The sequence below is a fragment of the Methylobacterium sp. WSM2598 genome, from assembly GCF_000379105.1.
Taxonomy (GTDB): Bacteria; Pseudomonadota; Alphaproteobacteria; order Rhizobiales; family Beijerinckiaceae; genus Methylobacterium.
This window is the reverse complement of the sequence record NZ_KB900609.1, coordinates 6,388,388-6,407,849: the sequence shown is the minus strand read 5'-3', so window position 1 is coordinate 6,407,849 and position 19,462 is coordinate 6,388,388. Positions and strand designations below refer to the sequence as shown.

The 19,462-nt window shown below is 68.4% G+C and carries 13 protein-coding genes and 1 pseudogene; 8 read left to right on the top strand and 6 right to left on the bottom strand.

The window, feature by feature from the left end:
- Positions 1-516: 516 nt before the first annotated feature.
- The 3 genes from MET2598_RS0129835 to MET2598_RS0129830 form a co-directional block, all read right to left on the bottom strand.
- Complete coding sequence (locus MET2598_RS0129835) at positions 517-1,656, bottom strand: HPP family protein (protein WP_026191009.1); 1,140 nt, start codon at positions 1,654-1,656, stop codon at positions 517-519.
- A 333-nt stretch (positions 1,657-1,989) separates the two neighbouring features.
- A complete protein-coding gene (locus MET2598_RS40000; RefSeq protein WP_084673949.1) occupies positions 1,990-2,703 on the bottom strand; it encodes a class I SAM-dependent methyltransferase in 714 nt (237 codons plus the stop codon).
- Between the two features lie 279 nt (positions 2,704-2,982).
- Positions 2,983-4,194: an MFS transporter gene (locus MET2598_RS0129830; protein ID WP_026191008.1), complete on the bottom strand. Its 1,212-nt coding sequence runs from the start codon at positions 4,192-4,194 to the stop codon at positions 2,983-2,985.
- Between the two features lie 557 nt (positions 4,195-4,751).
- Here MET2598_RS0129830 and MET2598_RS0129825 point away from each other — a divergent pair.
- The 8 genes from MET2598_RS0129825 to MET2598_RS0129785 all read left to right on the top strand — a co-directional run bounded on the left by MET2598_RS0129825 (position 4,752) and on the right by MET2598_RS0129785 (position 15,893).
- Positions 4,752-5,651 (top strand): LysR family transcriptional regulator, encoded by a 900-nt coding sequence (locus MET2598_RS0129825; RefSeq protein WP_018263335.1) that lies wholly within the window; start codon positions 4,752-4,754, stop codon positions 5,649-5,651.
- Positions 5,652-5,870: 219 nt separating this feature from the next.
- Positions 5,871-7,286, top strand: coding sequence for an aspartate ammonia-lyase (gene aspA, locus MET2598_RS0129820; protein ID WP_012336067.1), 1,416 nt, complete (start codon positions 5,871-5,873; stop codon positions 7,284-7,286).
- Between the two features lie 149 nt (positions 7,287-7,435).
- Positions 7,436-8,761: a dicarboxylate/amino acid:cation symporter gene (locus MET2598_RS0129815; RefSeq protein WP_012336068.1), complete on the top strand. Its 1,326-nt coding sequence runs from the start codon at positions 7,436-7,438 to the stop codon at positions 8,759-8,761.
- Between the two features lie 1,288 nt (positions 8,762-10,049).
- On the top strand, positions 10,050-10,544 hold the full coding sequence (locus MET2598_RS0129805; protein WP_012336069.1) for a hypothetical protein: 495 nt from the start codon (positions 10,050-10,052) through the stop codon (positions 10,542-10,544).
- A 423-nt stretch (positions 10,545-10,967) separates the two neighbouring features.
- Positions 10,968-11,645, top strand: a complete 678-nt coding sequence (locus MET2598_RS0129800) for an RNA polymerase sigma factor (RefSeq protein ID WP_018263333.1) — start codon at positions 10,968-10,970, stop codon at positions 11,643-11,645.
- 80 nt (positions 11,646-11,725) lie between these two features.
- Complete coding sequence (locus tag MET2598_RS0129795) at positions 11,726-12,247, top strand: DUF4142 domain-containing protein (RefSeq protein WP_012336071.1); 522 nt, start codon at positions 11,726-11,728, stop codon at positions 12,245-12,247.
- Positions 12,244-12,582, top strand: a complete 339-nt coding sequence (locus MET2598_RS0129790; RefSeq protein WP_018263332.1) for a cupredoxin domain-containing protein — start codon at positions 12,244-12,246, stop codon at positions 12,580-12,582. Before MET2598_RS0129795 ends, MET2598_RS0129790 begins: the two co-directional genes overlap by 4 nt.
- Positions 12,583-12,944: 362 nt before the next feature.
- On the top strand, positions 12,945-15,893 hold the full coding sequence (locus MET2598_RS0129785; RefSeq protein WP_236728838.1) for a molybdopterin oxidoreductase family protein: 2,949 nt from the start codon (positions 12,945-12,947) through the stop codon (positions 15,891-15,893).
- Between the two features lie 183 nt (positions 15,894-16,076).
- On the opposite strand, the pseudogene MET2598_RS43615 reads toward MET2598_RS0129785, so the two are convergent.
- The 3 genes and pseudogenes from MET2598_RS43615 to MET2598_RS37550 all read right to left on the bottom strand — a co-directional run.
- Positions 16,077-16,760: pseudogene (locus MET2598_RS43615) on the bottom strand (tetratricopeptide repeat protein); the annotation flags it as partial.
- Positions 16,663-17,831 (bottom strand): IS3 family transposase gene (locus MET2598_RS0129775; RefSeq protein WP_085984595.1). Its coding sequence is split into 2 segments (ribosomal slippage): positions 16,663-17,564 and positions 17,564-17,831, totalling 1,170 coding nucleotides; the frame shifts between segments, so codons are not numbered across the junction. The pseudogene MET2598_RS43615 and the gene MET2598_RS0129775, both read right to left, overlap by 98 nt.
- Positions 17,800-19,113 carry an adenylate/guanylate cyclase domain-containing protein gene (locus MET2598_RS37550; protein ID WP_236728837.1) on the bottom strand — a complete coding sequence of 438 codons (1,314 nt, stop codon included), beginning with the start codon at positions 19,111-19,113 and terminating at the stop codon, positions 17,800-17,802. The genes MET2598_RS0129775 and MET2598_RS37550 overlap by 32 nt, the downstream gene beginning before the upstream one ends.
- Positions 19,114-19,462 lie beyond the last annotated feature (349 nt).

Sequence of the window (19,462 nt, the reverse complement as noted above, 5' to 3'; positions counted from 1 at the left end):
CGCTCCGCGGAGGACGGGCACGCCGCGGAGGACGGGCACGCCGCGGAGAACGGGGATCGCGGCATCACGAGCACCTCGCGAGACGGCCTGACGGGCTCGACGAGAGCGGCTCGACAGTGGAGACCGGCCTACTTCGATTTCGGCGTGCGAAGGAGAGATACCTGCCACGTCAGCATCATGCTCGATACCATCAAGGCGGCGTGAAGCAGGGAGAGGAGAAGCGGTCCATCTTGCATCGACGCGATCCTGCGACGTGGCGGTGCCGGGAAGGTCCGAGTCCTGGCAACAACCGGGCCAACGCCCACGCTCGCGCCGCGTGACCCTCCGTCCTCCGCCGAGCGGTCCTCCGCCGAGCGGTCGCGCCGCACGTCCGCGCCGCCGGGTGGGCCGATGAGATCGGGCCGCGGCGACCGCCTAGAGCATTTTCCGACGAAGTGGATGCCGGTTCGTCGCGGACAATGCGGCAGGATCAAAGATCGAGAGCGGCACCCGATTGCAACGTGATCGGGTGCCGCCCTAGGCCGGGACCGCTTCGGGAAGCCTGAACGCCTTGGCCGAGAGCAGGCGCGTCAAGGTCGCGAGCAGGTCGGTCTGGGTGATGATCCCCACGACGCGCTGTCCCTCGTCCACGACGACCACCGCATGGGTGCGCCCATCGGACAGCGAGGAGGCCAGCGCGACGATCGGCTCGTCCGGCCGGGCCGTCCTGGCCTCGGACATCACCTGCGCGATACCCGCGTCGCGGTGGAGCGTCAGCTCGCGCAGCCCCACCGTGCCCGTCAGCCGTCCATCCTCGTCGACCACAGGCAGCGTCCGGATGTTGTGCGTGAGGAGAAGCTCCCGTGCTCGCTCGGCGCTGCTGCCCGCGTGCAGGGTCACCACGTCGCGCGACATGACCTCGGCGCAGGTGAGGTCGCCCTGCGTGCGCACGAGCGCGTGAAGCTCGACCTGCCGGAGGAGGCGGTCGAGGTCGGCGCGGTCGATGTCCAGCGTCTCGTTGAGCGCGACCAGGGCCGCGTCCACATCCTCCGGCTTGAAGCCGACGCGCAGGGGCGCGGGCAGATCCGCCGTCCCGTGCGTGTTGGCCGGCGCCACGACCGGCACGTGCGGGTAGTTGCGGCCTGAGATCTTGTGGAACGCGATCCCGAGCGCGACCAGGATCACCGAGTTCACGCAGACCGGGAACAGCGGGAACAGGAAGCCCGCCGAGGTGACGGCCGGGCCGCCGATCAGCGCCGTCAGGGCGGCCGCACCCCCGGGTGGGTGAAGGGACCGGGTCACCGACATCGCGGCGATCGCCAGCGAGACGCCGACGCCGATCGCCACCACGGGATCCGGAATGAGGTGGGCGGCCAGCACGCCGACGAAGGCCGAGATCGTGTTGCCCCCGATGACCGGCCAGGGCTGGGCGAGCGGGCTCGCCGGCACGGCGAACAGCAGCACCGCCGAGGCGCCCATGGGCGCGACAATGAGCGGGATGTGCGGCCCTTCCCCGAAGAACCAGCCGCAGATCAGGCCGGTGAGCGTGATGCCCGCGAGCGCCCCCAGGCAGGCGACCAGGCGCTCCCGCAGGGTCGCACCCGCCAGAATCGGCCTGAACAACCGAAATCCGGATGACTTGCCACCCTGTCGTTCCGGACTGACGGTGTCGAACATCCTCGTGCGTCCCTCGCTGGCCCGAACCGCCGCCGAAGGCGCCCGCTCAGCAGGCAGGTGCTCCGATTGGCGGCGCAGGGCTCTGGTATACCAGACCCCCGTTTACGGATCGCCGCCGAAATTGCAACGTGCGTGGGCACGATGCCTGCGAACAAGGCATTCAGGGTTGGGGCGCTGGGCCGGAGGACCATGAAGGACGTCGCCGCCACCGCGCTTCTCACGGTCGCCGCGGTGCCGCCGCTCGGCCCGGCAGCCTCTCGGTCGCGGTTGCGACAGGCCTCGATCGCTCAACGGACTCGACCCCGGCACCGTGACGTTACCCAACAGCCAGGGCTAGGCCTCCAATTCGTAGCTCAGAAAGCCGCCGATCCAGCTGCGATTAACAACTCTGAACTGACCATGAAGCCAGTGAACAAGCTCACGCTCTACGATTCTCTGATGATCGGACTGGAGGGGCCATGGCTGGCCCGAGAGTTTGCGCCAGATCACGTCCTTGGCTGATCCCCAGTTGAGCGGGTTGCGGACGGGGCGACCGAGCTTTCTCATTAATGCTTGGCCTACTAACTGCAGGATATCGATCCAACCGGGTTCCATGTCCTCCAGCACGAGGAGAGCCCTGCCGCAGGGCTTCAGGATGCGGTGTATTTCTGCGATGCATTGCCCTGGGTTGGATGCATGATTGAGGCTCCAAAACGCCAAGGCCGCATCGAAACTCTGAGACGGAAAGGGTAAGTTTTCGCCGGTACCGAGCACGAAATTGAATTCTGTCCTATGAGGGGAGAGCCGCCTGCGGATCGCTGCCCAGCGCTCTGTCGTCCAACTCAGACTTGGATCGATGACAATGTACTCAGTATCCGGATCCATATATGCTCCGGCGAGACCAGCTCCTCCCCCTATATCAAGAACTAGTCCTTTTATATTGGTGAGTATGTGGGCGTAGGGCTGATAATCGCGACTCAGCGCCTCGACAGCTGTATCCTGATCTATGGCGAGAGTGGCGTACCATCCCTCCATCTCGACCTGACGCGTTTGCCATGACCCTGGCATGAGCGGTTCCTCTCCAGTAGGCTTGCGCGACGTACATCCCTGACTGTGAGTGGGAGCGCCCCGTTTTCGTGACGGTCAGGAGACTTGGCTGACCAGGGCGTCGGTTGGGGTCTCTGGGCCGTGCTCCTGTTCGTAGACGATGGGAGAGCGGTCGCCCAGGGCGCAGGAGCAGGCACCGACCGCGTCGAGCCGCGCTGAGCACGTGGTCGATCCGCGGGCTGCGGAGGACTTGCTGTCCGCCCCACGGGATCGATCGCGTGCGCACGATCGTCCCGTCCATCACCGCTGGGGTTCCCGCAAGCGCGGAAGGAACCAGGCGAGCAGGCCGATGGCCGGCAGGAAGGAGCAGATCTGGTAGACGGTCGCGATGCCGTACCGGTCCGCGAGCGCACCCAGGATGGCGGCGGCGAGCCCGCCCAGCCCGAAGGTCAAGCCGTAGAAGAAGCCGCCGACCAGCCCGATCCGGCCCGGCATGAGTTCCATGGCATAGATCAAGATGGCCGCGAACGCGCTCGACATGATCAGGTTGATGACGATCGTCAGGGCGCCCGTCCAGAAGAGACTTGCGTAGGGAAGCACCAGCGTGAACGGCAGTGCACCGAGGATCGAGAACCAGAGGATGCGATTGCGGCCGATCCGGTCACCCAGGATGCCGCCCGCGAGCGCACCGACGGCCGACGATGCGAGGAACAGGAACAGCATCACCTGCGATTGCTGGATCGAGATGCCGAACTTGCCCATCAGGTAGAACGTGTAGAACGACGAGAAGCTCTGGGCGTAGGCGTTCTTCGAGAACAGGAGAATGATGAGGATCATGAATGGCACGACGACCGCGGCGAGGGGGCGGTCCGCGACCTGATCGGCTGTCCCGTGTGCGGCCTGCGCCGCCCGCGGGAGCGAGGGGGCAATCCGGGCGGAGCGTCCGGCGATCCAGAGCATCAGTCCCATGGCCAACAGGGCGGCGATCGCGAACCAACCGAGGCTGTGCTGGCCGAGCGGCACGATGATGAACGCCGCGAGCAGGGGGCCGAGGGCGCCGCCGGTCTGACCGCCGACCTGGAAGATGCCCTGCGCCAAGCCTTGTCGTCCGCCCGACGCGTTGCGCGCCATGCGCGTCGCCTCGGGATGGAAGATCGAGGAGCCGAGACCCACGCACGCGGAAGCGAGCAGCAGGAGGCCGTAGCTGCCCGCGAAGGCCAAGCCGAGCAGGCCCACCAGGCTGAACCCCATGCCGACGATCATCGAGTGCGGCATCGGGTGCTTGTCGGTGTAGAAGCCAACGGCCGGCTGGAGAAGCGAGGCTGCGGTCTGGAACGTGAGGGTGATGAGCCCGATCTGGATGTAATCGAGCTGATATGAATCCTTGATAATGGGATAGATCGCTGGAATCAGCGACTGGATCATATCGTTGAGCAGGTGGGTCACGCTGAGAGCAATCAGGACGGAGAGAGTGGCCTGTCGGGGCAGGCTGACTGTCGCGACCGCGCTCATCGGGCGTTTGCTCCACGCGCTGCGCCTCTGCGCGGGTCCCGCTCCGCGGGGAGCGCGGGGTGAACGACGACGACCTGCCGCATGCCGAAATTCTTCCCTGGTTCCGCTCGATCGGCGATTCCGGCCCCGGACTTACGTCCGCGCGCGCCTGTTGCGAACGTCGAGAGGCGCCGCACCCGCGACCTTTGCCGTCTTTCCAAGGACATGATCCTGCCGCGGCGGGCAAGAGGGGGCAATCGCTGGCTGCGGAAGTGCGCTGTCGAGCGGCGAGCCGGCGTTCCGGCGGCCTTGGTCGAAGGTCGGCGCCGAGCGGACGCCGGACACCCCACCGGTACGTTGAATGCGCCGTCTCATCCCCATCCGCTCGATCCCTTCGGGACGGCGGATGGGGGCTTCGCTCACGCGCCGCGCGGGCGCGTGATCCGGAGGTCCGCTTTGATCAACAATCCGCTTTGATCAACCGCATTCCGGATCACACATGAGAGGATGCCGTCGGAATCGAACGCCGCGGCGGCAGCGATCCGTGGCCGTGGATCCTTCGCGAGCGAAAGCAGGCCATGGAAGTGAAGTGGATCGAGGATTTCCTGAGCCTCGCCGAAACGCGGAGCTTCTCGCGCTCCGCGGAGGAGCGGCACGTGACCCAATCGGCCTTCAGCCGACGCATCCGCTCCCTCGAAGTCTGGCTCGGCACGGTGCTCCTCGACCGCTCGACCTACCCGATCACGCTCACCGCCGACGGGCGCCAGTTCCTGGAGACGGCCGAGGAGGTGGTGCGCCTCCTGACTCTGAGCCGGGCCGAGTTCCGCACCCGCAGCGAGCGCTCCAGCCTCCCGGTGGTCACGATCACCGCGCTGCACTCGCTCTGCCTGTCCTTCCTGCCGGGCTGGCTCGGCGCGATCCGGGCCGCGGTCGGGCCGGTGGGCAGCCGGGTCCTGCCGGAGAACTTCAACATCTGCGTCCAGGCGCTGGTCGAGGGCGGCTACGACCTCCTGCTGACCTACCACCATCCGGGCATCCCGATCCCGCTCGACCCCACGCGCTATCCCTACCGGACGGTGGGACACGACAGCCTCGCGGCCGTCGCCGCGCCGGACGCTCTGATGCCCGACGGGGAAGGGCGGCTGCCCCTGCTGCAATATTCCCGCGGCTCCTTCCTCGGGCGCCTCGCCACGATCGCGCAGGCGCGGGAAGGCGCACCCCCGACCTATCCGGTCCACACCAACGAGAACTCCATGGCCGAGGCCCTGCGCTCGATGGCGCTCGCGGGCCACGGCGTCGCATGGCTGCCCCGCAGCCTCGTCGCCGCGGAGATCGCGTCCGGGGCGCTCGGGCTGGTCAGCCCCGAGATGCCGATGGAGATCCGGCTCTACCGCAGCGGCGAGCGCGCCCGGCCCTTCCTCGATGCCGTCTGGGAGGCGGCGGGGATGCTCGCGACAAACTATTCCGAACCGGAATAACCCTGGTCCTCCTTAGCATTGGCGCCGGCGCGCGTCCGGGATTATCCCGCCGCTCACGGTGAATGCAGTCGTCGCGGCGATCTTCCGCCCACGCGACGCGGGCTTCCACCGCCATCCCCCGAAGACCCGCGCGCTGCTCCGCCCAGGGGCCGCCGCGGCGTCCTGCCCGTCCGCTTGCAACGGCGCGCTGGAAACGCTTCCGCGCGCGAGGAGAGAGCTGTGTCCAGAGCCACGACCCGCACCGAGCACGACCTTCTCGGCGACCGCGAGGTGCCGGAGGCGGCCTATTACGGCATCCACACGCTCCGCGCCGTCGAGAACTTCGCGATCACCGGCACGACGCTGGCGAGTTGCCCGGACCTGATCCGCGCGCTGGCCGCGATCAAGCAGGCAGCGGCGCTCGCCAACCAGGAGCTCGGCCTTCTCGACCGCGCGCGCTGCGAGGCGATCGTCACGGCCTGCGAGGAGATCCGCGGCGGGGCGCTCCACGACCAGTTCGTGGTCGACCTGATCCAGGGTGGCGCCGGCACCTCGACCAACATGAACGCCAACGAGGTGATCGCCAACCGGGCGCTGGAACTCCTCGGCCACGCGCGCGGCGCCTATGGGCAGTTGCACCCGAACGAGCACGTCAACATGGGCCAGAGCACCAACGACGTGTACCCGACCGCCCTGAAGATCGCCGCGGCCGGGTCGATCCGGCGCCTCGTGGCCGCCATGGCGTCCCTGCGCGGCAGCTTCGAGGCGAAGGCGACGGAGTTCGCCGACATCCTCAAGATGGGCCGCACGCAGCTCCAGGACGCGGTGCCGATGACGCTCGGCCAGGAATTCGGCACCTACGCGCGGATGCTCGGCGAGGACGAGGCGCGGCTCGGCGAGGCCGAACTCCTGATCCACGAGATCAACATGGGCGCGACCGCCATCGGCACCGGCATCACCGCGCATCCGGCCTACGCGGCTTTGGTGCGCGACCGCCTCGCGGAGATCACCGGCATCCCGCTCGTCACGGCCGAGGATCTCGTCGAGGCGACCCAGGATTGCGGCGCCTTCGTGCAGCTCTCGGGCGTGCTGAAGCGGGTCGCCGTCAAGCTCTCGAAGACCTGCAACGACCTGCGCCTGCTCTCCTCGGGGCCGCGGGCGGGCTTCAACGAGATCAACCTGCCGGCGCGCCAAGCCGGCTCCTCGATCATGCCGGGCAAGGTCAACCCGGTGATCCCGGAGGTGGTCAACCAAGTCGCCTTCGAGGTGATCGGCAACGACGTCACGATCTCCTTCGCGGCCGAGGCCGGCCAGCTCCAGCTCAACGCCTTCGAGCCGGTGATCGCCTACAGCCTGTTCCGCAGCCTCGCGCATCTCGAAGCGGCCTGCCGGGCCCTCGACGCGAACTGCGTGCGCGGCATCACGGCCAACCGCGAGCGCTTGCGGCTGAGCGTCGAGCACTCGATCGGCATCGTCACCGCGCTCAACCCCTATATCGGCTACCGCAACGCCACCGCGGTGGCCATGGAGGCGCACGCCACCGGCCGCGGCGTCTACGAACTGGTCCTGGAGAAGGGCCTGATGGCGAAGGACCAGCTCGACGCGGTGCTCCAGCCCGGGCGGCTGACCCGCCCGCAGGCCGCGATCGCTTCCTGATCCAGGGTTCGCCCCATCCGAGGTCCGGGATCCCGCGCCACCGCGCCAGTGGAGGGATCCCGCACGCCGATGCGCGGGCCGATGCCCGCGCGTCCTCCACGCACCATCCAAGGCAATACCCAAGCCAATACCCAAGGGAGGATACCCCGATGACTCAGGTCGATGCGGCTCCGAGATCCGGCCGCCTCACGCTCTATACCGGCATCGGGCTCGTGCTCGGCATCGCGGTCGGCGCGGTGCTGCACGGGCACGCGACGTCGCCGGACGAGGCCAAGGCGCTCGCCGCGCACTTCACCCTCGTGACCGACATCTTCCTGCGCCTGATCAAGATGATCATCGCGCCGCTCGTCTTCGCCACGATCGTCGCCGGCATCGCGAGCTTCGGCGACACCCGCTCAGTCGGCCGCGTCGCCGGCCTCGCCATGGGCTGGTTCCTGACCGCCTCGCTGGTCTCGCTCACGCTCGGTCTGATCGCCGCCAACCTGTTCCAGCCGGGCGCGGGCCTCGCCCTTCCGCTGCCGGATGCGGGGGCACAGACCGGCCTGAAGGCCGCCTCGCTCAACCTGCGCGACTTTCTCACCCACGTTTTCCCGACGAGCATCGTCTCGGCGATGGCGGGCAACGAGGTGCTGCAGATCCTGGTCTTCTCGATCTTCTTCGGCTTCGGCCTCAGCGCCATCGACCGGCGCTACGCGGACCCGATGGTGCATCTCCTCGAAGGGCTCGCGCGGGTGATGTTCAAGGTCACCGACGCGGTGATGCGGCTCGCGCCGCTGGCGGTGTTCGCGGCGATGGCGGCGGTGGTCACCGTCCAGGGTCTCGGCGTGCTCCTGGATTACGGCAAGTTCATCGTGAGCTTCTACGTCGGGCTCGCGGTCCTCTGGGCGCTCCTGATCGGGGCCGGCTGGCTGGTGCTCGGCCGCGCCACGCTGCACCTGCTGCGCCTGCTGCGCGCGCCGATGATCGTCGCGTTCTCGACGGCGAGCAGCGAGGCCGCCTTCCCGCGCACCATCGAGGTCCTGGCCCGGTTCGGCGTGCGTCCCCGCGTCACCGGCTTCGTGCTGCCGCTCGGCTACTCGTTCAACCTCGACGGCTCGATGATGTATCAGGCGCTCGCCGCTCTGTTCATCGCCCAGGCCTTCGGCATCCCGCTGGGCTTCACCGAGCAGGTCATGATGCTCCTCGTCATGATGGTGACGAGCAAGGGCATCGCCGGGGTGCCGCGCGCCTCGCTGGTGGTGGTGGCCGCCACCGTGCCGATGTTCGGCCTGCCGTCCGCCGGCATCCTGCTGATCATGGGCATCGACCAGATCCTCGACATGGGGCGCACTGTCACGAACGTCCTCGGCAACGGGCTTGCCACCGCCGCGGTCGCCAAGTGGCAAGGCGAGCTCGAGGAGACCGCGTCCCCGGAGGGACGGGGTCGGACGTCGGATCGCGCCGTGGCCGAAGCGCTCGTGACCGAGGCAGCCTGACCCTGAGCTCGAACCGGCGAGGCCGGACAGGCTGACCCGGCTCGGTCGTCGGCCCGCCATGCGGGAGCATGACCGAGCCTGACCCCGGGCGGGCCCGACCCCGAGCGGGCCTTCCCGGATCGAGCCGCCGGCGTCCGCTCTCCGATGTGAAGCGGTCGCCGGCGAGCAGCCTCGCGACGGCGACGCGCGTGGCGCGTGGGACGGCGCTCAGGACGCGCAGCCTGGCGCCCTGCGCAGCCCGGACGGAACTCACTCTCAGGGCAGGCCGTTTGCACTGATCACCCTCATGCCTTCGGTCGAGTGCAGATGGCTCGCTCTGCAAGAACGCTTTATGGGGCTGGGGCTGCGTTTGCTGCCGGAGTGATCGCAACCCTCGCCGTGGTCAACCTCTCAGGGGGCGGGCAACCGAGCGCGTCGCAGCGTGTGCAGCCCGCTGCTCGGCCGGGCCCGCGGGGCGTGGAAGGCCGTGCCTGGTCCGATCCCGTTCGGTCTCACGGCCCCGCTGCCTCAGCACCTCGCGAAACCCGTCCGCCCCTGACTTTCACGCTCGAGGATTCCGGTCACCAGAGCGGACCCGGGCCGTCGCGGGCGGCCGGTGCCGACGCGCAGGAAGAGACGCCGCCAGCCGTTGCGCAGGCCGGCGGGCCAGAGGGTAGGGCGGCCCCTCACAGCAACACCGCGCGGCTGAGAGCGCCTGAGCCGCGCTCCGAGGCTGCGAGCAGCAACGCGCCGCGGGTCCAGCAAGCCCATGCCGAGAAATCCCGGGGCAAGCCCGTCATCGCACCTCAGGCGGCGAGGGAACGGCCCGCGACAGCGAGCGGAGCTGCGCCTGCGGATCCGAGACCGCGGATCCCGGCCGAGCAGCCCGAGACCGGGGCGAGGCGGCTCGTTGCGACGGACCGGGAACCGCGCCACCGAGAGGCTCGGCTGCCTCTGAACACGACGGGGGACAGGCACAGCCTTGCCGCAGTCAGAGAGGCGCGCCGCATCGTCCCGGTTCGCGTCACCAAGCATGCCGATGCGCAGCTGGATGACGATCCAACCCCGTCGCAGCGACCTCGGCGTCGAGCTCAGAACGAGGCTCCCGAACCGAAGCGGCACTACTCGGCGGCGGAGACGGGTGGCGTGATGGGGTGGCTCATGGGACCGGCCGAGCGCTTCTGACGCGTGAGCGCAGCGCGCGAGCTGATCTCCGTGGTCAAGGAAGCCTCGGCGGCGAGCTCAGTGCCGGTGAGACGCCCCGGAACCCGCCGGATCAGGGCTCGAAGCTCCCAGCCGGAGGACATCGATGCTGAAGGGGATCAAGCGCGTGTGGCCCGCCGCGGCCATCATCAGCGTGCTCTCGATCGAGGCGCATGCATTGAGTCCCTCCGAGATGAGGGAGCGCACCGCCTTCATCGCTGAGCGGTACCTTCAAATCTGGTCGTCGAACCAAGCCGGCCCGGTCGCAGGGGTGCCCTACATGTACGGTCCGACCGTCATGTTTTACGGGCAGCGTTACACGCAGTCTCAGCTCATGGCAGAGAAGCGGCGCGCGATCCAGCAGTGGCCTGTTCGCCAGTACGTGCATCGTCCCGGGACGATGCGGGTGATCTGCAATGCGCCGGCACGCAAGTGCGCAGCGCGCTCGACGATCGATTTCGAAATCAGCAATCCGAGCCGCGGCACGCGCAAGGCAGGTTCGGCCAGGTTCGACCTCGGCGTCAGTTTCGCCGAGCCCCATCCTCGCATCCTGTACGAGGGCGGCAGCCTGAACAAACGGCGGCCCGGCGGAAGCTCATGATCCGATCTCGGTCGGAGCGTCCGAGTGCGCGCGATGGATCACGCATCCTTGCGCTCCGTCCGCGCCACCGAGGCAGGTTGGATGCCATGGCCGCCTCCGAACCGGCAGTCGGATCGGTGCACGCGAACCCGTGACCCGAAGCGGCCCCCGGCAGCGGGTGGAGGGAACGTCCGGTTGCAAGGGCCGTCCGGACGTTCGGTGTCGACGCGGTCCCCCGACATCCGCCGCCGCGCCGTGCTCGCGCGTCAGCGGACGCAGCTGCCCTGGCCGCGAGGAATCAGTCGTGTCCTGGACGTGCGGGGCGAGCGGCGAACCCGACCCCGGCGTATGAATCGCTGGCACGGGAACGTTTCGGCTTGGGCGACATCGAATGTCGGCTTGGGCGACATCGAATGCCCACCCGCGGAAGCTGGCAGTCACGCCATGATCGAGCCTCCCCTTCAGCTCTCGGCCGACGAGGCAACGCTCCTCGAACGCGCGCGCCGACACGACCCCGCCGCTATCCGGCTGATCATCCAGCAGCAGAACCGGCGCCTGTACCGGATGGCGCGCAGCATCGTCCGCGACGACAGCGAGGCCGAGGACGTCCTGCAGGAGGCGTATGCGCGCGCCTTCACCCACCTGAGCAGCTTCCGCGGCGACGCGCGCCTCGGCACTTGGCTGGCCCGCATCGTCATCAACGAGGCGCTCGGCCGGTTGCGGCACCGCCGCCCGACGCTGGATCTGAGTGCCGTCGCGGCGCCCACGACGAGCGCCCAGATCATTCCGTTCCCGGACGTCGGCGGTCAACTCGACCCGGAAGCTCTCATGGCGCAGCGGCAGATCCGCACCCTGCTTGAGCTCGCCATCGACCGGCTTCCCGACGCGTTCCGCACGGTGCTGATCGCACGCTTGGTGGAAGGCCTGAGCACCGAGGACACCGCGGAGTTGCTCGGCCTCAGACCGGAGACGGTCAGGACCCGCCTGCACCGCGCACGGCTGCTGCTGAAACGCGATCTGGAGGAGCAGATAGGGCCCGTCCTGGCGGACGCGTTTCCGTTCGCGGGCGTCCGCTGCGCGCGTTTGACCGACGCGGTGCTGGAGCGGCTCGGCCTCACGTGAAGTGCGGGAACCTTTCCACGCGCTCCGCATCCAAGTGCGCTCAGGACGGCAATTCCTGAGCCCAGCCATGGAGGGACGCGATGCTCATCAGAGGAAGTGCAGCTCTGGCTGCCCTGGCCCTCGGCACGGTCGTGGTTGCTGCGCAAGGCACGCCGCCGAACGACGCCCAGATCGCCCACATCGCCTACACGGCAGGACAGATCGACATCAAGGCTGCCGAACTCGCCCTGCAGAAGTCCAAGAACAAGGAGGTGCGCGCCTTTGCGGAGGACATGGTGCGTGACCACAAAGCCGTGAACGAGAAGGCGCTCGGGCTGGTCAAGAAGCTCAACGTTACACCGCAGGACAATGACACCAGCCGGGCCCTGATGAAGCAGGCCGATGAAAAAGAGGCCTCGCTGAAGAAGCTCGCCGGCACCGAGTTTGACAAGGCGTATGCAGAAAACGAGGTGGCTTACCACAAAACTGTCAATGGCGCGCTTGAGGGCACACTCATACCTGCCGCGAGCAATCCCGACTTGAAAGATCTGCTGCGTACAGGGCTGAAGATCTTTCAAGGGCACGAGCAGCATGCCGAGCATGTCGTTCAGGCGCTGAAATGAACTGGTGGGCCATGAGGCTTAAGATTCGGCTCGCGTGGCTTGTGGGTTTGGCGACCTGCCCGTTGTCCTCGGCCGTAGCGGAGACGATCAGGATCCGCGTTGAGGACCTTGCTTTCGTGCCGGCGCAGGTTTCTGCCCGCGTGGGCGACACCGTCGAGTGGGTCAGCCGCGACTTCGTTGCGCACACGGCAACGGCACGCGACGAGACATGGGATGTGGCCATTCCGCCCGAGGGAACTGGCCACATCGTTCTCATCCGAGCTGGAGAGATCGAGTACTATTGTCGCTACCATCCGGCCATGCGCGGGCGGATGTCCATCCACTCGGCACCCTGAGCAAAATTCGACGCTGCGGCATCGGAATCAGCGAGTCATGTCTTCACGCGAGATGTCCTCGCTCCGGCAAGATGGTCGAACCGTCATGAACGATTTCACGAGCGCTCGGACCCGGATCCGTCCGGGTCCGGATGTCGGATGCGTTCCAATCAAACCGCCGGCGGCGATCACCGGCATCGGCTGCTGAGCGCGCTCGCCGGCGAATGTACGCCTGCGTGCCATCCGCGCCCGGCACAGGTGCGGAAATTCGGAACCCGCTCAGGAGCAGCAGGTTTTGTGCCATCGGGCTGGCTAAGCGGTTGTGCGCGCCACTTCTGCCGCGCTCGTCGGGAGCTCCCGGCCAGAATCGGGGTGATGAGCGCGTGATCAGCCGCCGTCGCGTGGGGGGGACGATGCCAGCAGAGCGTGGGCGAGACTTGGAGGACCTGAACGATCAGGCCCCGACCGGACGGCGCACCCGCGACAGTGCTGCTGACATCTGGGGGGAGCGCACCCCCTTCCACGGGCAGCACGCGTGGCCCGTGCGCGTCGACGAACACCTCGTCGCTGAACCCGGCAAGTGGGTGCAATCTGCCTGTGTTCTCTGCTCCAACGGGTGCGGCCTCGACATCGCCGTCAAGGATGGACGCATCGTCGGTGTGCGCGGGCGTGCCGCCGACGAGGTCAACCGCGGTCGGCTCGGTCCCAAGGGCCTGAACGCCTGGCGCGCCAATGCAAGTGCGGACCGGCTGACGACGCCGCTGATCCGCCGAGGCAGCCGCCTCGTCGAGGCGAGCTGGGACGAGGCGATGGGCCTCGTGGTCGAGCGCTCCAAGGAGATCATCGCGCGCTACACCGGCAGCGCGATCGGATTCTACACCTCGGGCCAGCTCATGCTCGAGGAGTACTACACGCTGGGGGTGATCGGCAAAGCCGGACTCGGCACGCCGCACATGGACGGCAACACCCGCCTGTGCACCGCCACCGCGGCCGCCTCACTGAAGGAGACTTTCGGCTCGGACGGACAGCCCGGCTCCTACTTCGACATCGACGAGACCGCCTGCATCCTGCACGTCGGCCACAACATGGCCGAGACCGACACTGTGCTCTGGATGCGGATCCTGGACCGCCGACGCGGACCCGAGCCGCCCCGGCTCGTCGCGATCGACCCGCGGGACACCCCCACGACGCGCGAGGCCGACCTCCATCTCAAGCCGAAGCCGGGCAGCAACGTGCCCGTGCTCAACGGCCTGCTTCACCTCATCATCGCCAACGGCCACATCGACGGCGCGTACATCGCACGGCACACGGTCGGCTTCGAACAGCTTCGGCACACCGTCGAGGCCTACACACCCGAGCGGGTCCAACAGCTCTCGGGCGTACCGGCAGGCGACCTCGTCGCGGCTGCGCGCATCCTCGGCGAAGCCGAGACGCTGGTCTCGACCGTGCTGCAGGGCGTCTACCAGTCCATGCAGGCCACCGCCGCGGCCTGTCAGGTCAACAACCTCAACCTGATCCGCGGCCTGGTCGGCAAGCCCGGCTGCGGCATCCTGCAGATGAACGGTCAGCCCACCGCTCAGAACACGCGCGAGACCGGTGCTGACGGCGACCTGCCGGGCTTCCGCAACTGGGACAATCCCGAGCATATCGCGGAGCTCGCCCGCCTCTGGAACGTCGATCCCGGAATCATCCCGCACTGGGCACCGCCCACGCACGCGCTGCAGATCTTCCGCTACGCCGAGCAGCTCTCGATCCGGATGCTCTGGATCCAGGCCACGAATCCGGCGGTGACGCTGCCGGACCTGGCGCGCATCCGGTCCATCCTGTCCAACCCGGACCTGTTCGTGGTCGTCAACGAGATATTCCCCACGGAGACCACCGCACTCGCCGACGTGGTTCTGCCCGCGGCCGCCTGGGGCGAGAAGACCGGGACCTTCACCAACGTGGACCGCACGGTGCACATCGCCCACAAGGCCATCGACCCGCCGGGCGAGGCGCGGTCCGACCTCGACATCTTCCTCGATTACGCCCGGCGCATGCGGCTGCGCGACAAGGATGGTGCGCCGCTGATCAAGTGGAGCGACCCTGAGGGCGCGTTCGAGGCGTGGAAGGCCTGCTCCCGAGGTCGTCCGTGCGACTACACGGGCCTCTCCTACGCCAAGCTGACCGGTGGTTCCGGAATACCCTGGCCGTGCAACGAGCGGTTCCCGGACGGGAAACACCGGATCTACGAGGACGGGGTGTTCCCCACCTCGCCCGAGGTCTGCGAGAGCTTCGGGCACGACCTCATCACCGGAGCGGTCGTCACGCCGGAGGAGTACAAGGCGCGCAACCCGGGCGGGCGCGCCCTCCTCAAACCGGCCGAGTACCAGCCGCCGCACGAGGAGCCGGACGAGGCCTATCCGTACTGGCTGAGCACGGGTCGTCTCGTCCACCACTTCCATACCCGCACCAAGACGGGTCGCGCACCAGAGCTCGCGACCGCGGCCCCGGACGCCTTCGTGCAGGTGAGCTCACGCGACGCGGCCGCTCTCGGGATCGGCGAGGGCGACTGGGTTCGGATCACGTCGCGTCGCGGCCAGATCGAGGTGACCGCCCGGGTCGGCGGGATAGAGCCGGGACGCGTCTTCGTGCCGTTCCACTACGGCTACTGGGACGAGCCGGGCCGAGCGCGGGCCGCCAACGAGCTCACGATCTTCGAGTGGGACACGGTCTCCAAGCAGCCGCACTACAAGTATGCGGCCGTGGCACTCACGCGGGTGGCACAGCCCAGCAGCGAGCAGCCGGACACGGAGGTCTCGAAGGCTCCCGGACTGCTCGCGCGCGCCAAGCACGCCGTCCAGGCTGTGGGCGCCGTCGTGGCGCCTGAGCGGCAGCACGTGCAGGAATACCTGGGCCTGCTGGAGGGCAGCGAGCGGGCGCTGGCGCGGGCCCTGGCGCAGGTTGCCGAAGCCCATCAGGCAGAACCCGACATCTTCAACGAGTGCCACATGCTGGCGGACTGGTCACGGCGGGAGCTCGAGGCCCTGCGCGGGCTGATCGCCCGCTACGGCGAGGCGCGCGAGACGGAGCCGGACCGGCTGGGCGACGCTGTCCAGCCGCCGCTCAAGCGAACCGGTCTCGGGCTGGTTCGCGACCTGCACGATTGCTGGCTGTTGGCGAATGAGACGCACGCATCCCTGGTGGTGCTCGATCAGGCGGCGAAGGGGCTGCGGGATGAGGAGATGCGGCGCCTCGTGGAGCGGGTGGATGGACAGAACAATCGGCAGCGCTCGTGGCTGCTGACCCGCATCAAGCAGGCGGCGCCTCAGGCCCTGGTTGTGCCCTCGTGAGCGACGCGCGGTTGCACGGGGCAGGAACTCCCTAGTCCGGCAGACCAGCCTTGCGGAGCCCGTCCGCGAGGTAATCGCCTTGTGCACGGCCTCCGGACGCGCCGACCGGCTCTCCTCGCGCCAGCGACCGATCGTATAGCCCGGTCGGAGGGCCAGGAGCTGCGCAATCGACCTTCGCGCCTCGTCGGTCCGGCCAGTCTCCGCGTAGGCGGAGGCGAGATGGAGGTAGATGAGGACCGGCTGGGGCGAGGGCGCCACCAACGACCGCGAACACCAGGTGATCGCCGCCGCGTGCATCGTCCGACGCTCGGCCGCCTCGCAGAGCGTCGCCGCCCAGAGGCTCAGCAGAGGGTCGTGCGGGCTCAGCCGGACCGCGCGTTCCGCGAGCGCGTAGGCCTTGTCCGCTTGGCCGAGCTGGAGCACGGCATTCGCCATCGATCCGTAGGCCGGGGCCAGGTTGGCGTTGCGGGCGATCGCCGCCTGATGGGCCGCGATGGCCTCCTCGTACTGCCGGCGTCCCCTCAGGATCTCGCCCTTCACGCAATAGGCCATCGCCTCGTTCGGCCGCGCGGCGAGCGCCCCGTCGATCAGGCGCTCGGCCCGCGCAAGGTCGTCGGACGCCGCGGAGGACCAGCCGAAATTCGCCGCGAGCGCGAGGGTGCGGGCCAGTCCGACGCGCGCCCGCACGCTCTCGCCGTCGCGCGCGAGCGCCTGCTCGAAGGCCTCCCGGGCCCGCAGCAGGCTCTCCCGCGACTGGACTTGCTTCGGTTTAGTAGAGAGCGGTTGAACAGGTGCCCCGCCTCTCGAACCGGACAGGGCTGACGAAGCCGAGCGCGGAATGGCGCCGGCAGGGATTGTAGAAGCCATCGATGTAGCGGGCCAGGGCTTCGGTCGCCTCGGCACGCGTGTAGAAGACGGTGCGCCAGACCATCTCGCTTTTCAGCGTCTTGAAGAACGTCTCGACCATCGCATTGTCATAACAGTTGCCCTTGCCAGACATCGAAATGGTGATCCCGCGGCTTCGTAGTTCAGCCTGGTACTCGTTCGAGCAATACTGACTACCTCGATCCGAATGATGCACCAGACCAGCTGCCGGCCGTCGCACAACCAAAGCGCGACGCAAGGCAGTCAGGGCCAATTCCTTGTGCAGCCGGTCGCCAGCTGCCCAGCCGACGACCCGCCGGGCATAAAGATCGATCACCACCGCCAGATAAAGCCAGCCCTCCCGTGTCCAGATGTAGGAGATGTCAGCCCCCCACTTCTCGTCGGGCTCTGCGGCGGTGAAATCCTGGTCGAGCCGGTTGGGCGCGACCGGGAAGGCATGCTGGCTGTCGGTGGTGCGCCGAAAGCGGCGCGGCTGGCGAGCCTTGAGCCCGCTCTCCCGCATCAGCCGCGCCGTGCGGCGCCGGCCCACGCCAAGCCCTTGCTCGCGCAGCTCGTGCGTCATGCGCGGGCTNCCATAGGTCTCGTGTGAGAGCGCGAAGGCCGAGCGGACGTGGGCGAGCAGCACGAGGTCCTCGCGCTGACGGCGCGACGCGGGCCGGTTCTTCCAGGCGAAGTAGCCGCTCGGGCTGACATCCAGGAGCTTGCACAGACGCGCGACCGGGAAGTCCTTCTTCGCCGCATCGATGAGCTGGAACCTCATCGACTTCCCTCCTTGGCGAAAAAAGCCGTGGCCCGCTTCAGGATCTCGCGTTCCTGGCGCAACACCTCGTTCTCCCGCCGCAGCCGCTTCAGCTCGGCGGCCATGTCCTCCTGGCGGTCGGAGGGCGGCGCCTCCATCTCGCGATCGCGCTGTCCGTCGATCCAGTGGCGCAACGTCGAGAGGCCGATGCCGAGATCCTCGGCGACCTCTCGGCGGCTGCGCCCGCTCGTGTGAGCAAGGCGCACGGCTTCGGCGCGAAACTCAGGGGTGAAGCGCTTCTTCGGTTCTCGCATCGGGAACCTCCTCCCTCACGGAAAGAGCTCTCCACTTTCCCGAAGCAAGTCCAGACAGCGGCCGGTTGAGAACCGACCAGCCTTGGGCCGCCAGGTCGGCGGCGTCGGGAGCGCTCGGCCGCTCCCGCTCGAACTGGCGCAGCTCGGCCTCGGTCAGCTCGATGCTCAGGGCCCGCGCGAGCTGAGCGACGATCTCCTCCTCGGTCTCGGCGATCGAGGACGCCTCGCTCACGAACCGGTCCGCCCAGACCTCCGCGCCCGTCTCGGTGTCGGTCAGGCGCGCGTTGATCCGGACGCGGGCGCCGGCGTGGTGGAGGCTGCCGTGCAGCACGTAGCGCACGCGCAGATTCCGTCCGAGGTCGCGCCGGTCGGCGTGCCTGTCCCGCCACGCCAGGGCGGTGCTGGGCGCGATGACGAAGCTGCCATCGATGCGGGACAGGTCCGAGGTGAGGTCCGACGCGATGCTCTCGGCGAGCAGGTCGAACGCCTCTCCCCCGTCGCGGTTCGTGAAGGGGAGGACCACGATCGAGAGCCGAGGGGCCGGGCCGCGGCGCCGCGCGGGGGCGGGCTCCTCGAGCGCCGCGAGGGTCGCGTCCGCTCCGATCGGCGCAACGGTCTCGGGGACCGGCGCGACCGGGCGCGCAGGCGCGAGGAGGCGGGCGACCGCGACGCATCCCACCGCGGCCAGCAGCGCGCCGGCCAGCCAGAGGGCCCTGCCGCGCGGGAGGACCGCGCGCGGTTCGGCCGGCTCGGCCTGGCTCGGGAGCTGCGTGATCGCTTCGGGCCGGATCACGAACACGAAGACGGGCCGGTCGATGTTCTTCAGCGACTGGTCGCCCCATTCCTCGACGGGGTAGGACAGCCGCCCGCGCACCTGCTCGTACGCGGCCCGCGACAGGGCGATCCCGCCCGCCGGTGCGATCGCCTCCAGCCGGGCGGCGATGTTCACGCTGTCGCCGTAGATGTCGCCGTCGCGCTCGACGACGAGCTCCCCGACGTTGATGCCGATGCGCAGGGCGATCCGGCGCGTCTCCGGCACGTCCCCGTTCCAGGTCCCGATGCCGTGCTGGATCTCGACGGCGCAACGGACGGCCTCCACCACGCTGGTGAACTCGGTCAGAATGCCGTCGCCGGTGGATTTCACCACCCGGCCGCCGTGGCGCTTGATCTCCGGATCGATGAGGTCGCGGCGGAGGGACCGCAGGCGGGCGAGCGTCCACTCCTCGTTGGCGCCCATGAACCGGCTGTAATCGACCATGTCCGCGGACAGGACGGCTGCCAAGCGTCGCTCCGCATGGGAGGCCCCATACCGCTGAGCCTTGAGCATGCCCGCCTCCGTTGCTGCGCAACGTCGTCCGAGAAAGCCATATAGTCCTCAACCAAGCAATTCGCTTCTCATTTCTCGCATCGTGAGCGGAGTCTATTCGAAAGACTGCCTTGCGCACTCTGATTGCGTTCGGTTCGATTGCCCTCTGAGGGGTGACGCGGGGGTGGGCGCCGCAATAGGCCGTGTTCTCCGGCGCTCGTGAGAGGACCGGCTCCGGACCGGGGCACGCCGCCGCGGCCGGAAGGGGCTGTCGCGGGACGAGGCCGCCGCGGGCGGGCTCGGTGAGCATCGGCGTCCCGGCCGC